The organism is Paracidovorax valerianellae (assembly GCF_900102625.1).
GTDB lineage: Bacteria > Pseudomonadota > Gammaproteobacteria > Burkholderiales > Burkholderiaceae_C > Paracidovorax > Paracidovorax valerianellae.
Map to the genome: position 1 here is coordinate 159,693 of NZ_FMZC01000006.1, position 14,182 is coordinate 173,874.

Annotated in this window: 13 protein-coding genes; 5 read left to right on the forward strand and 8 right to left on the reverse strand. The window is 65.2% G+C overall.

From position 1 onward, the window contains the following. Positions 1-59: 59 nt before the first annotated feature. Both BLT03_RS11930 and BLT03_RS24465 read right to left on the reverse strand, forming a co-directional pair. A complete protein-coding gene (locus BLT03_RS11930; protein WP_092743878.1) occupies positions 60-1,076 on the reverse strand; it encodes a LacI family DNA-binding transcriptional regulator in 1,017 nt (338 codons plus the stop codon). Beyond that, entirely contained in the window at positions 1,073-1,237 is a 165-nt protein-coding gene (locus BLT03_RS24465) for a hypothetical protein (protein ID WP_175537739.1), read from the reverse strand. Before BLT03_RS24465 ends, BLT03_RS11930 begins: the two co-directional genes overlap by 4 nt. A 111-nt stretch (positions 1,238-1,348) precedes the next feature. Here BLT03_RS24465 and BLT03_RS11935 point away from each other — a divergent pair, with 111 nt between their 5' ends. The 3 genes from BLT03_RS11935 (at position 1,349) to garD (ending at position 5,218) form a co-directional block, all read left to right on the forward strand. Next, entirely contained in the window at positions 1,349-2,308 is a 960-nt protein-coding gene (locus BLT03_RS11935) for a Bug family tripartite tricarboxylate transporter substrate binding protein (protein WP_092743880.1), read from the forward strand. A 65-nt stretch (positions 2,309-2,373) separates the two neighbouring features. After that, the gene (locus BLT03_RS11940) at positions 2,374-3,522 is read left to right on the forward strand and encodes an L-talarate/galactarate dehydratase (RefSeq protein WP_092743882.1); all 1,149 of its coding nucleotides are present in this window, start codon (positions 2,374-2,376) and stop codon (positions 3,520-3,522) included. Positions 3,523-3,610: 88 nt separating this feature from the next. Continuing rightward, positions 3,611-5,218, forward strand: coding sequence for a galactarate dehydratase (gene garD, locus BLT03_RS11945; RefSeq protein WP_092743884.1), 1,608 nt, complete (start codon positions 3,611-3,613; stop codon positions 5,216-5,218). 100 nt (positions 5,219-5,318) lie between these two features. Here the strand turns inward: garD and BLT03_RS11950 are convergent, their stop codons facing one another. Further along, complete coding sequence (locus tag BLT03_RS11950; RefSeq protein ID WP_092743886.1) at positions 5,319-5,741, reverse strand: acyl-CoA thioesterase; 423 nt, start codon at positions 5,739-5,741, stop codon at positions 5,319-5,321. A 378-nt stretch (positions 5,742-6,119) separates the two neighbouring features. On the opposite strand from BLT03_RS11950, the gene BLT03_RS11955 reads away from it, so the two are divergent. After that, positions 6,120-7,016, forward strand: a complete 897-nt coding sequence (locus BLT03_RS11955; RefSeq protein WP_092744016.1) for a metal-dependent hydrolase — start codon at positions 6,120-6,122, stop codon at positions 7,014-7,016. Positions 7,017-7,137: 121 nt separating this feature from the next. On the opposite strand, the gene BLT03_RS11960 is transcribed toward BLT03_RS11955, so the two are convergent. The 5 genes from BLT03_RS11960 to BLT03_RS11980 all read right to left on the reverse strand — a co-directional run bounded on the left by BLT03_RS11960 (position 7,138) and on the right by BLT03_RS11980 (position 12,298). Next, entirely contained in the window at positions 7,138-7,788 is a 651-nt protein-coding gene (locus tag BLT03_RS11960; RefSeq protein ID WP_245711346.1) for an ankyrin repeat domain-containing protein, read from the reverse strand. 132 nt (positions 7,789-7,920) lie between these two features. After that, positions 7,921-9,444: a catalase KatB gene (katB, locus tag BLT03_RS11965; RefSeq protein ID WP_092743888.1), complete on the reverse strand. Its 1,524-nt coding sequence runs from the start codon at positions 9,442-9,444 to the stop codon at positions 7,921-7,923. Positions 9,445-9,721: 277 nt separating this feature from the next. After that, positions 9,722-10,441, reverse strand: a complete 720-nt coding sequence (locus BLT03_RS11970; RefSeq protein ID WP_092743890.1) for an autoinducer binding domain-containing protein — start codon at positions 10,439-10,441, stop codon at positions 9,722-9,724. 149 nt (positions 10,442-10,590) lie between these two features. After that, complete coding sequence (locus tag BLT03_RS11975) at positions 10,591-11,505, reverse strand: DMT family transporter (RefSeq protein ID WP_092743892.1); 915 nt, start codon at positions 11,503-11,505, stop codon at positions 10,591-10,593. Positions 11,506-11,515: 10 nt separating this feature from the next. Beyond that, the gene (locus tag BLT03_RS11980) at positions 11,516-12,298 is read right to left on the reverse strand and encodes an SDR family oxidoreductase (RefSeq protein WP_092743895.1); all 783 of its coding nucleotides are present in this window, start codon (positions 12,296-12,298) and stop codon (positions 11,516-11,518) included. A 138-nt stretch (positions 12,299-12,436) separates the two neighbouring features. Between BLT03_RS11980 and BLT03_RS11985 the strand changes: the two genes are divergently transcribed. Then, entirely contained in the window at positions 12,437-14,143 is a 1,707-nt protein-coding gene (locus BLT03_RS11985) for an electron transfer flavoprotein-ubiquinone oxidoreductase (RefSeq protein WP_092743897.1), read from the forward strand. The last annotated feature ends 39 nt before the right edge of the window (positions 14,144-14,182 follow it).

Below are 14,182 nucleotides of genomic sequence, written 5' to 3' on the forward strand. Positions count from 1 at the left end.
TCAGAAAGTGCAGCGGGAGCAAGGGCGCGGAACGCACGGTCTTCAGCCGTGCTGCCCGCTCAGGCTGTCGGTGCTACCGATGCGGTCGATTGCCGCTCGATCAGCCGAAAGCCCAGATCGAAAATCGACTCGGTGCCCGCCTTGCCGCGACAGCGATCGACGATCAACTGCGCGGCAAGCCGGCCGATTTCAGGGCCGTCGACATGCACGGTGGTGATGGACGGCACCATGTGCTCACCAAAATCGGCGTTGCCGAAGCCGCACACGGCCAGATCCTGCGGCACCCGCAGCCCGCGGGCCTGCGCCTCCACCAGGACGCCATGCGCCAGGGTGTCCGAACTGCAGCACACGGCCTGCAGGCCCGGCTCGGTGTCGAGTAGCTCCGACAGCGCCCGCCTGCCCAACGCCAGGCTGCTGGGCGCAGGCACCACGGCCGTGGGCACCTCGCGGCCCAGCGTTGCGATGAAGCCTTCGCGGCGCAGCATGGCGCGGTGATCGCCGCCGGTTGCGATGCCGACCCGTTGCCAGCCCTTCGACAGGAAATACCCCGCGACCGCGCCCCCCACCTTCAGGTGCGAAAAGCCCACCACCATGTCCACCGGGCGGTCGCTCAGGTCCCAGGTCTCGACCACCGGAATGCCGGATCGGCGCAGCCGGTCGCGCGCCCGCTGCGACTGCACCAGCCCGGTCATCACCAGGCCATCGGGCTGGCGGCCGATCATGGTGTTCAGCACGGCTTCCTCGCGCTCGGCGTCGTACGCGGTCTGGCCCAGGATGAGCTGGTAGCCCTCGGCAGCCAGCGCGGTCGTGAGGGTCTGTACCGTGGGCAGGAACTGAGACACCGACAGCGCCGGCACCACCGCTGCCACCATCAGGCTGCGGCGTGATTTCAGCCCCCCGGCCAGCAGGTTGGGGATGTAGCCGGTGGCCTCCACGGCCTCCTGCACGCGCGCCTTTGTCTTCTCGGACACCACACCCGGATTGCTCAGCGCACGCGATGCGGTGATCAGCGACACGCCAGCGGCCTTGGCCACGTCGTGGAGCGTGACCGCCTTGAAATGGGAGGGGGCATTCATGGCAATGGCGAGGCAATCGATCGGCAAAAGAAGACGGGGACCATACCGCATCCGGGCACCAAGGCAGCGGCGCGGCGCGGTACAAGCAGTTCATCCCACACATGGCGGAAAACCCCGAGAGGAAAGGCTTGATCATCCAAAATGACAACGATATCATTCATCAAAACCAGCAGAGGTGAAGTTCATCAAAGATGCCTTTCGTGAATCGATTTTTCGAGACGCAGCCTCTAAAACAAGAATGACAACGTTCACATCCATCCAGGAGACAAACCATGAAACGCTTCCTCGCCGCACTTTCCCTCGGTGTGCTCGCCATCGGCGCCCACGCGCAGGCCTGGCCTGAAAAGCCCGTCACGCTGGTGGTGCCCTTCCCACCCGGCGGCTCGACCGATCAAGTCGCGCGGGCGGTCGGGCCCCGGCTCACCGAGAAATTCAAGCAGTCCTTTCTGGTGGACAACCGGCCCGGCGCCACCGGCACCATCGGCGCCACCTATGTGCAGCGCGCCGCGCCGGACGGCTACACCTTCCTGGTGACTTCACTGGGGCCGCTGGTCATCGTGCCGCACTTGCTCAAGGGCTTGCAGTACGACGCCATGAACGGCTTCGACCTGATCACCGTGGCCGTGCAGTCGCCCAACGTGCTCGTCGTGCCGGCCAGCTCCCCGCACAAGACGGTGGCCGACGTCATCGCCTATGAAAAAGCCAACCCCGGCAAGATGAGCTTCGCCTCGGCAGGCAACGGCTCCAGCGACCACCTGACCGCCGAACTCTTCTGGCAGCAGACCGGAACGAAGGGCGTGCACATTCCCTACAAAGGCGGCGCACCGGCCCATACGGACCTGATCGGCGGGCAGGTCGATGCGTCGTTCCAGAACATCAACGCCGTGGCGCAGTACATCAAGGCCGGCAAGATGCGCGCGCTGGCCATCACCAGCCCCAAGCGCTCGCCAGTGCTGCCCGACGTGCCCACGCTGGCCGAAGCGGGCGTGCCCAATGTCGAGGTCGCATCTTGGCAGGCCATCGTCGCGCCCAAGGGCTTGCCGCCCGCCCTGCGGGAAAAGGCCCACGCCGCGTTCGTCGAAGCGCTCAAGGACCCGAAAGTGCGCGAGCAGTTCACATCGATCGGCTTTGAAATGGTGACCAACACGCCCGAGCAGTTCACCGCCTTCCAGCAGCAGGAGTCCGCGCGCTGGAAGAAGGTGATCGAGATCGGAAAGATCTCCATCGACTGAGCCACTGCCCGTACCCACTCGTCCCTCGCTCCGCTTTTCATCCTGATTCGTCATCCGCCCACACCATGGCCACTCCTTCTTCCTCGTCCGCCGACAGCATCACATGGGTCCGCATTTCTTCGTGCTACCTGCCTTTGGCCAACCCCATCAGCGACGCCAAGGTGCTGACCGGGCGCCAGAAGCCGATGACCGAGATCGCCATGCTGTTCGCCGAGATCGAAACGAAGGACGGCCACCAGGGCCTGGGATTCAGCTACTCCAAGCGGGCGGGCGGGCCGGGGCAGTTCGCGCATGCGCAGGAGGTCGCGCCGGCCTTGCTGGGCGAAGACCCGAGCGATATTTCCCGGCTGTGGACCAAGCTGTGCTGGGCGGGCGCGTCGGTGGGCCGCAGCGGCATGGCGGTGCAGGCCATCGGGGCGTTCGACGTGGCGCTGTATGACCTGAAGGCACGCCGCGCGGGGCTCTCGCTCTCCAAACTGCTGGGCTCGCAGCGCGAGTCCGTGCGGTGCTACAACACCTCGGGCGGCTTTCTGCACACGCCGCTCGACCAGTTGCTGCAAAACGCCAGCGCCTCGCGCGAACGGGGCATCGGCGGCATCAAGCTCAAGGTGGGCCAGCCCGACCACGCCCTGGACATCCAGCGCGTCGAGGCCGTGCGAAAGCACCTGGGCGATGCCATGCCCATCATGGTCGATGCCAACCAGCAGTGGGACCGGCCCACCGCCCAGCGCATGTGCCGTGTCTTCGAGGCGTTCAACCTCGTCTGGATCGAAGAGCCGCTGGACGCCTACGACTTCGAAGGCCATGCAGCGCTCGCCGCGCAGTTCGATACCCCCATCGCCACCGGCGAAATGCTGACCAGCGCGGCCGAGCATGGCGAACTGATCCGCCACCGCGCCGCCGACTACCTCATGCCCGACGCGCCGCGCGTGGGAGGCATCACGCCCTTTCTCAAGATCGCCGCGCAGGCCGAACACGCAGGGCTGAGCCTGGGGCCGCACTTCGCGATGGAACTGCACGTGCACCTGGGCGCCGTGTACGCCACCGAGCCCTGGGTGGAACACTTCGACTGGCTGGAGCCGCTGTTCAACGAACGCCTTGAAATCCGCGATGGGCGCATGCTCGTGCCCACGCGCCCCGGCCTCGGCCTGAGCCTGAGCGAGCAGGCCCGCGGCTGGACGCGCGCCACGGCGGAGTTCGGTGCGCGAGCCTGACACTGCGCCATACAACCACCGACTGCAGCCGACCACTGGCAATCCACCGCTGCGGTAAAAAAGCGAACCCACGATACCGACAGACCCCATGACCGAAACCGCTACGCCTTCCCCCACCACTTCACGACCACCGCTGACGATCAAGATGCACGCGGCGGACAATGTCGCCATCGTGGCCAACGACGGCGGACTGCCCGCGGGCACCGTGCTCGCCAACGGCCTCACGCTGGTGGACAAAGTGCCCCAGGCGCACAAGGTCGCGCTCGAAGACATTCCCCAAGGCGGCGCAGTGCGCCGCTACAACGTGCCCATCGGCTACGCCATCCAGCCCATCCCCGCCGGAAGCTGGGTGCATGAGCGCCTGCTGCACATGCCAGAGGCCTTGTCGCTGGAGGGCCTGCCCATGGCCACCGTGCGCCCCGAGCCGTTGCCGCCGCTGACCGGCTACACCTTCGAGGGCTACCGCAATGCCGACGGCTCGGTGGGCACCCGCAACATCCTGGCGATCACCCAGACGGTGCAGTGCGTGGCGGGCGTTACCGAATTCGCGGTCGCGCGCATCAAGGCCGAGCTGCTGCCGCGCTTTCCCAACGTGGACGATGTGGTGGCGCTGGAGCACACCTACGGTTGCGGCGTGGCCATCGACGCGCCGGATGCCGTCATTCCGATCCGCACGCTGCGCAACATCAGCCTCAACCCCAACTTCGGCGGCGAGGTGATGGTGGTCAGCCTGGGCTGCGAAAAGCTGCAGCCCGAGCGCCTGCTGCCGCCCGGCAGCATTCCGCTGGTGGACGAGCGCAACGTTGCCGACGTGGGTGCGAGCGCCGAGCCCAAGCTCGATGTGGTGTGCCTGCAGGATGATGCGCACGTGGGCTTCATGTCCATGATCGATTCCGTCATGCGCCAGGCCGAGATCCACCTGGAGCGCCTGAACGCCCGCCGCCGCGAGACCGTGCCCGCCTCCGAACTGGTCGTGGGCGTGCAGTGCGGCGGCAGCGACGCCTTCAGCGGCGTCACCGCCAACCCGGCCGTGGGTTTCTGCACCGACCTGCTGGTGCGCGCGGGCGCCACCGTCATGTTCTCGGAAGTGACCGAGGTGCGCGACGGCATCGACCAGCTCACCTCGCGCGCCAGCACGCCCGAAGTGGCCGAAGCCATGATCCGCGAGATGGCCTGGTACGACGCCTACCTGGACAAGGGCCGGGTGGACCGCAGCGCCAACACCACGCCGGGCAACAAGAAGGGTGGCCTGTCCAACATCGTGGAAAAGGCCATGGGCTCGATCGTCAAGTCCGGCAGCGCGCCGATCTCGGGCGTGGTCTCACCGGGCAACAAGGCCACGCAAAAGGGATTGCTCTACGCCGCTACGCCGGCCAGCGACTTCATCTGCGGCACGCTGCAACTGGCCGCGGGCATGAACCTTCACGTGTTCACCACCGGGCGGGGCACGCCCTATGGCTTGGCCGAGGTGCCGGTCATCAAGGTGGCCACGCGCAGCGACCTGGCACGGCGCTGGCACGACCTAATGGACATCAACGCCGGGCGCATCGCGGACGGCCAGGCCAGCATCGAAGACGTGGGCTGGGAAATGTTCCACCTCATGCTCGATGTAGCCAGCGGGCGCAAGAAGACCTGGGCCGAGCAGTGGAAGCTGCACAACGCGCTCGTGCTGTTCAACCCGGCGCCGGTGACCTGAGCGAGCACTCAGGGCGCTTCGGCGCTGCTCTGCAGCGCCGGGCGATTGAATCGCGTTAATCGCGTTAAACACGTCAATCGCATCAATCGCATCCATCCCGTCATTCGCTGACCAGCGCGCGCATCCAGGGCGGAAGGTCCACGGCTTTTTTCTGGGGAAAGTCCACCCAGATCGTCGTGGCTCCACCGGCCGCGCAGATGACGCCCGGGCGATCCACCCGCTCCATCGTGCCCCACGTCTCGAAGGTCGTGCGGGCCGGATCGCTCACATAGAGCTTGAGCAGCACCTCGGCCGGGTATTCGAGCTGGTGATAGAAATTGCAGAACGCATTGACGATCACCGGCCCCTGGCCCTGTGGATCGGGGTTGCAGCCAGCCGACACCATCCAGTCGATGCGGGCCGTCTCCAGATAACGGAAATAGACGGTGTTGTTCACATGGCCCATGGCGTCCATGTCGCCCCACCGCACAGGGAAGCGCATCGAATGCACGAGTTTCTTGGCTTCGGGAATTTCGATCTTCATCGGTTGCCTTGAGGGTTGCCAGATTGCCGGACAACGATGGCGTGCAGGCCGCCCGGCGCTAAGAACAGGGAAGAGCTGCACAGCGTATCGCACCGGCCCGGGCACGGCGCGCGATGGCTGTCACCCCGGCGGCAGCGGCTCGTCGTGAACCTGAGCAGCTGCCCTCCAAAACCGCAATGCCTGCACCGAGTTCAGGGTGAGGATGGCGCATTTTCAGAGGCAGCAGCGCTTTTGCCGCCCTGCGCCCTGCCCGCTTCAAAACCTGAGCGTTAGGCGAGTAGCGCTGGCGGCCCAAAACTGAATAATTCTCAGAAACGCCGCTCCGGCCACCACGCCGGCACCTGCCGTCTTTGAAAGCCGCGATCCATGCCCATGACGATGCCCCCCTCCCCTGACCAAACCACCACCACGGCGGCCCCCAGCGCCACCCAATTGCCCGTGCGCAAGCTCGAGGTGGATCTGCAGCAGGGCTTTGCCCGCCACTGGCACGGCGGCGATGCGTTTCGCACGCAGTTCTTCAATGCGCTGTCGATGAGCTTTCCGGTGGGCGAACAGTTCTTCATCGATTCGGTGCGCGGCGCGGCGCCGCTGCTGCCCGATCCTGGCGGCGCTCAAGCGGCCGAGATCCAGGCGATGCTGCGCGGCTTCATCGGGCAAGAGGCGACGCACCGGCACATCCACGGGCTCTACAACGCCGAGCTGGAGCGACAGGGCCTGCAAAACCGCTGGCAGCACTGGGCACGCCAACGCATCGCCCGTCTGCACGAGCGCACGTCCAATCCTTTGCATGCGCTGGCAGTCACCTGCGCGTACGAGCATTTCACGGCCCTGCTGGCGGACGGCACCCTGCGCCACGCGCGGTGGCTCGACGGTGCCGACGCCACGCTGCAGACCGTGTGGCGCTGGCACGCCGCCGAAGAGACGGAACACCGCGCCGTGGCCTTCGACCTGTACCGCGCGGTGGGCGGCAGCAATGCCTGGCGGGTGCGCTGGTACGTTTACGTGGGACTGGTGTTCATGGTCGATGCGATGCGCCAGACGGCGATCAACCTGCACCGGGACGGCACGCTCTGGCGCCCGTCCACGGCCTGGAGCGCGCTGCGGTTCTTCTGGGGCCGCGACGGCGTGGCCTGGCGCACGCTGCCGGCGCTCGTGCGCTACCTGCGCCGCGACTTCCACCCCGACCAGGAGCATGCCCAGCCCACGGCGGCGGCGCTGGCCCAGCAATGGCTTTCGTCGAACGCCGCACGCTTTCGCGTGGTATCACGCAGCTGAAAACCGATTGCTCCAATTGCTATTACTTTCATAGCAATACACCCTAGTGGTTATTGCGCTGGAGGCAGATTTGGCCACAAGGCCTTCCCTGGCGATCCATCACCGCCCCATCACCATGCCGTCACCGCACCGGCGCCGCTGAGAATTCGCCGCGCTGCAGTTGCGACACATCGTTGCCCTGCGCGTCCTTCGCGCCCAGGTCGGCCCCCTTGGCCGCCAGCGCCTGCAGCAGTTCGGTGCGTTGGAACAGGGCCGCGTACATGGCGGCGGTCTGTCCGGCGTTGTTGCGCTGGTCGGGCGCGCAATCGGCCTGCACCAGGCGCCGGGCAATCGCCACCTCGCCCTTGAAGATGGCACCCATCAGCGCCGTGTTGCCGCGCAAGTCCTGCACGCACGGATCGGCACCGGCCTTCAGCAACTGCTCCACCGCTTCGCGGTGCCCGTGGTAGGCCGCCAGGATGAGCGCGGTGTAGCCTTTGTCGTCCCGCACGTTCAGGTCGTAGCGCGCCGTAATGAACTCGGCGAGCATCTCGCCGCGCCCGTCGCGCGCCGCCTCGAAGAAATAACGGCGCAGCTGCTGCTGGATCTGCGCCGGGTCGTTGGTGGTGGTGGCCGGCGCGGGGGCCGTTGGCGCGTATCCAGCGGCTGATGCCGCAACAGCCGCCGGGGCACTCGCTGCGACCCGCGCATCCGTGGGCGCCGCGCCGGCGGCGCCGAAAGCCGCCACGCACAGCACGGCCATGATGTGCTGGCGCAATGGTTGAACTGGCATGCCCGTGTTCTCCTTCAAAAGCGTTGCGCCGGGCCGCTGGCCGAGGGGCCTGCGGCCCGGCGATCGTCTTGCGACGCCAGCGACATGGGGCTCTGCGAGCCCGCCCCGGAGTCGCGGCCGCTGGGTGGTGGATCAGTCCTGCAGCGCGGAAGCCAGTTGCTTCACCCGCGCCAGGTCACCCTTGGCGACGCGGGCCACACCCGTGCCGTACTCAGGATCGGCCTTGTACAGGAACGACAGGATGATGTGCTTGCTCTCCGCATCGGTGCCCGCCAGCGATTCGCCGAAGCTCTGGATCAGGTCCTGGCGGTCCTTCTTGCCGTAGCTGCGGTACAGATCGCCAGCCTGCTTGAAGTTCTGCTCCTTGCCGATCTTGGCCTGCTGGGTGGTGCCGGTCAGGGGCAGCTGGCTGTAGCGGGCGGCGGGGTCTTGCGGGCGGGGTTCCAGGCGGCTGGGTTCATAGTTCACGCCGCTGGTCGTCTGGCCAGCGTTCGACGTGCCGTCCTGGTTGCCGTTGTTCACGGCCACGCGGGGGCGGTTCACCGGCAGGCTCAGGCCGTTGGTGCCGATGCGGTAGAGCTGCGTATCGGCATACGAGAACACGCGGCCCTGCAGCAGGCGGTCTTCGGACGGCTCGATGCCGGGCACCACGTTGGCCGGGGCCATGGCCACCTGCTCGGTTTCCTGGAAGAAGTTGTCCACGTTCTTGTTCAGCACCATCTGGCCGACCTTGCGCTCGGGCACATCGGGCCAGATCTTGGTGGCGTCCAGCGGGTTGAAGTCGAACCTGGCCAATTCTTCAGGCCTGAGCACCTGCACGTACAGATCCCATTTCGGGAAGTCGCCCTGCTTGATCGCGTTGACCAGGTCGTTGGTCATGTGGCTGTAGTCCTTGGCCTGAACGGCAGCGACCTGCTGCGGATCGAGGTTCTTCAAGCCCTGCAGGCTCTTCCAGTGGAACTTGACGTAGTGCACCTGGCCCTGGCCGTTGACCAGCTTGTAGGCGTGCACACCGTTGCCGTCCATGAACCGGTAGCCGGCGGGCGTGCCCTCGTTCGAATACAGCAGCGTGAGCGTGCGGGTGGCTTCCGGCACGTGCGAGAAGAAGTCGAAACGGCGCGAATCGTCGTCCAGGTTGGTACGCGGATCCGGCTTGAACGCATGCACCATGTCGGGAAACTTGATGGCGTCGCGGATGAAGAAGGTCGGGAAGTTGTTGCCGACCAGATCCCAGTTGCCCTGGCTCGTATAGAACTTGGTGGCAAAGCCGCGGGGGTCGCGCAGCGTCTCGGGGGAATGGTTGCCGTGCACCACGGAAGAGAACCGCACGAACACGGGGGTGCGCTCGCCAGCGCTGAACACCTTGGCCTTGGTCAGCGACGACAGGTCTTCCGTCGCCACGAACTCGCCGCGCACTCCGGTGCCACGCGCGTGCACGACCCGCTCCGGAATGCGTTCACGGTCGAAGCGCTGCAGCTTCTGGATCAGCTGCACGTCCTGCAGCAAGGTGGGGCCGTCAGGTCCTGCCGTCTGCGAATTCTGGTTGTCGCCGACGAGGGCGCCGTTGTCGCGCGTGAGGGCCGACTGCGCAAAGGCAGCCGGTGCCAGTACGCCTTGCAGCAGCAAGGCTGCGGCGACGATTTTTTGGGTTGCCATGAAAACTCCACTCCGGATCGTTAAGGGAAGCGAATGATCCACGTGGCGGAATGTCTGCAACAAGGGGGGTTTGGCTATGGGTGCGATGAATATTCCCGATGCTGCCCATGCAACCGAATGGCTCGGATGGTGAAAATCCTCCGCTAAACATGGTTGCACCGCTATCGAAAAAATAGCAATGCAAATGACTCACCGTCATTTCGTCTCTCTTTATTACATATCGCGTAAATGCATTTCGCCATTTACCCCGTTCTTTTCTTTATGTCACCTGCATTCATCAATGCAGCCATCCCAAAACCGCTGCCTTTACCACAGCTGCGGTCTTGTTGGGTGACTGCAATTTGGCGGTGGCATTTTTCAGGTGGAATTTCACGGTGTTTTCGGAGACTTCCAGAATCTGGGCGATATCCCCCGTGGTTTTGCCGTCCGCCGTCCATTTGAGGATCTCGACCTCGCGCAGGGTGAGGAACGATTTCCGATCCGTGCCATGGATCGCCTTGATCGCCCGGCCCATGGCTTCGTAGGAGGCACTTGCCAGGTACGACATCCGCGGTTCGCTGGCCTTGAGCTCTGCTTCGGCCAGCGGCACCGACGAACGCACGAGGGTCAACACCCCGCGCAACCCGCTTGAATGCTGGTTGGCTTGCGACCAGCCCACCCGCAGGCCGAAGGATTGCGCTTCTCGCCAAAGTTGCGGTGCGGGCGCGAACAATTCGTCGCTCCAGACCACTGGCCGCTCGGACTTGCGGCAGTGCGCGACGCACGGGTCGATCTGGTGATAGCCGGCATAGGAATATCTTTGCCGCCACTCCTCGGGAAAATCGTCCACCCGGTAGATCTGCGGCCGAGAAACAGGCACTGGAATGTAGAGGGTATAAGCGCAACGCTCGAACCCCAGATCCATGGCCGCGGAACTGATTTTCTTGAAGATGCGCTGCTTACAGGTTTCGCTCAAAAACCGTTCCGAAATCTCCCGCTGCCACGTGTGCAGGCCCATTGCCACCTCCCGATTAATGTTTTATTAACCAGTCTATCGGGCAAATTTTTCGAAAAATGTAACTTATTTATACCAATTCAGAGCAACGCCATAAGCGCCACTCATAAGCCATCGGTACTGGTGCTTATATTTTTGAAAGGCAGCGAGCGTTATCGGTGCGCTTGAATGGATGCCAGGATTCCGAGGGTGAAAAGCACGCACGCCGCCCATTGCGCGGGCGCGGGCCAATGGCCGTTCCAGGCGAACGAATACACGAGCGCAAACAGCGTTTCGCTCACGATCAACTGCCCGCACAGGCTGGCCGAAAGGCGCTGGCTGGCCAGGTTCCAGAGAATAGTGGCGAGCCAGCTCGCGCCGAAGCCGATGGCCAGGCACACCAGCACGAAGGTGCCGAAACCTGGCTGCGCCGCCAGGGTGGCGACCGGCGTGCCCTTCAAGCACCATAGCAGCAGGCCGCCAAGGCCGGTGGCCACCCCCAACCAGTTGGCCCATTGCGTCGCACCCACCTCCGGATGGCGCTGCAGCCAAGCCGAATTGAGGATGGCGAAGGCGGTCCAGAAGACCAGCGCCACCAGCGCAATGCCGATGCCGCGCCAATAAACGCTGGCACCGGCCACGGCAGCGTCCCCGCCGCTGTGCGGCGCCCAGCCCATCAGCCCCAGGCCGGCCACGGTGAGCGCCAGGCCCGGCACAAGCGCCGCCCAGCGCAGGCCCTTCGGTTTGCCCAGGAGCATGACCCACACGGGAATGGTGCCGATGATGAGCGCCGGCATCTCCACCCCCGCATCGCGGATCGCGAGCACCAGCAGCAGGTAATAGCCGGTAAAGCCGAGCACGCTCAGCCCCAGTGCCGAGGCGGCCTGCGCCGCCGTGGGCCAGCGCACGCGGGCGCGCTGCCCCGGCCGCAGGCCCCACAGCAGCATGCCCACGGCCACTGCGCCGTAGGCGACGAAGCGCCCGGCCGTCAGGTCCACCGAGGCGAACCCGGCCGCCATGTGCGGCGCGACGAACACCAGTCCCCAGAGCGCGCCTGCGGCGAGCCCCGCCAGAATCCCGCTCAGCATCGGCCGGGGGTCAGACCGCGAAGCCGTCGTCGGCCGCGATCACGGCGCCGTTCACGAAGTGGCTCTGGTCGCTGGCCAGCATGACGATGAGCGCGTCCAGATCCTTGGGCTGGCCTACCCGCTTGCGCGGCAGCATGTCCATCAGCTTCTTGCCCTGCTCGGTCTGCCAGTGGTGGTGGTTGATTTCGGTGTCGATGTAGCCCGGGCACAGCGCGTTCACCGTGATGCCGAAGCGCCCCCATTCGAGCGCCATGGCGCGCGTCATGTGCACCACGGCGGCCTTGCTCATGCAATACGCGCCGATCTGCGGCAGCACCTTGAGGCCCGCCATCGAGGCGATGTTGATGATGCGCCCGCCCGTGAAGCTGCCCGGTGCCGCTCCGCGCGAGCGGGCCAGCATGCGCTTGCCGACCTCTTGCGCCACGAAGAAAGCGCCCTTCACGTTGGTGTCGAAGATGAAATCGAAATCGTCCGGCGTCACGTCCTGGATGCGCTGGGTGGTGGAGACGCCCGAGTTGTTCACCAGGATGTCGATGGAGCCCATCTTGGTTTCCGCATGGGCCACGGCGGCCTTGATGGAATCGTGGTCGGTCACGTCGAGTTCGATGACATGGGCATCGCCGCCTTCACCTTCGATGCGCGCGCGCAGCTCCTTCAGCTTTTCCACGCGCCGGCTGGCCAGCACCACGCCCGCGCCCGCTGCGGCCAGGGTGCGCGCGAACTGCGCGCCGAGACCGCTCGATGCCCCGGTCACGAACGCGACGCGCCCTTCCAAATCGATGCTGTAAGCCATGGGATGTCTCTCTTGTCAGAAAATAGAACGATCGTTCGATTGTCGATTTTCCGTGAATACAATCGTCCGATCGGCGGAAGGAGCGCAGGCCTAGCGCCCACACCGGATCACCCATTATCAAACCACCACGAGACGCCCATGACGAACGAAGAAATCCTCGCCCAACACGGCCCCCGCGAAGCCATGGAATACGACGTGGTGGTCGTCGGCGGAGGTCCCGGCGGCCTGGCCACGGCCATCCGCCTCAAGCAATTGGCCACCGAAAAAGGCCAGGACATTTCGGTCGTGGTGCTGGAAAAGGGCTCGGAGCCCGGTGCGCACATTCTCTCGGGCGCGATCATGGACCCCAAGGCCCTGACCGAGCTCATCCCGAACTGGAAGGAACTCGGCGCCCCGCTCAACCAGCCCGTGACCGATGACGCGATGATCTTCCTGGGCGAGAAGTCGTCCTGGCGCACCCCCAACTTCCTGCTGCCGCAGTGCTTTCAGAACCACGGCAACTACATCGTGAGCCTGGGCAACGTGGTGCGCTGGCTCAGCACCCAGGCGGAGAACCTGGGCGTGGAAATCTTCCCGGGCTTTCCGGCCGCCGAGGTGCTCTACAACGAAGACGGCTCCGTCAAGGGCGTGGCCACCGGCAACCTGGGCGTGAGCAAGGAAGGCGAACTCACCGGCGACTTCCAGCTGGGCATGGAACTGCACGCCAAGTACACGATTTTTGCCGAAGGCGCGCGCGGCCACCTGGGCCGCCAGCTCATCAGCCGCTTCAAGCTCGACGAGGGGCGCGATCCGCAGACCTATGGTCTCGGGGTGAAAGAACTCTGGGAAATCGACCCCAAGCGCCACCAGCCCGGCTTCGTGCTGCACACCGCCGGCTGGCCGATGGACAGCGACACCTACGGCGGCGCGTTCCTGTACCACACCGAAGACAACAAGGTCACGCTGGGTTTCATTACCGGGCTGGATTACTCCAATCCCTACCTGAGCCCGTTCGAGGAATTCCAGCGCTGGAAGACGCACCCCAACATCCGCTGGTACCTGGAGGGCGACGAGTCCAAGGGCATCAAGCCGGCCAAGCGCATCGGCTACGGCGCACGCGCCATCACGGCCGGCGGCCTGCTGTCGCTGCCCAAAACCGTGTTCCCCGGCGGCGCGCTCGTGGGCTGCGAGGCCGGCTACCTCAACACCAGCCGCATCAAGGGCAGCCATGCGGCCATCAAGACCGGCATGCTCGCCGCCGAAGCCGCGTACGACGCCGTGCACGCCGGTCGCCAGCACGATGAACTCACGGCCTACCCCGAGGCGTTCGAAAAGAGCTGGCTCTACACCGAACTGAACAAGGCGCGCAACTTCAAGGCCTGGTTCAAGAAGGGCTTGGCTACCGCGACGGTCATGAACGGCATCGAGCAGTTCGTGCTCAAGGGCAACATTCCCTGGACGCTGCACCGCGACAAGCCCGACCATGCCTACCTGAAGCCCGCGGCCGAGTGCAAGCCCATCGTGTACCCCAAGCCCGACGGCAATCTCACCTTCGACAGGCTGTCCAGCGTGTTCATCAGCAACACCAACCATGCCGAGAACCAGCCGGCGCATCTGACGCTCAAGGACCCGAGCGTGCCGGTCAACATCAACCTCGCCAAGTACGCGGGCCCCGAGGCGCGCTACTGCCCGGCCGCGGTGTATGAGTTCGTGCCCGACGAGTCGAAGGGCGGCGATGCCCAGCGCCTGCAGATCAACGCGCAGAACTGCGTGCACTGCAAGACCTGCGACATCAAGGACCCGACCCAGAACATCGTCTGGGTCACGCCGGAGGGCGGCGGCGGACCGAACTACTCGGGCATGTGATGCCTCCACCGCCCGTGTAAAAGGGCACCCCGAAGGGCC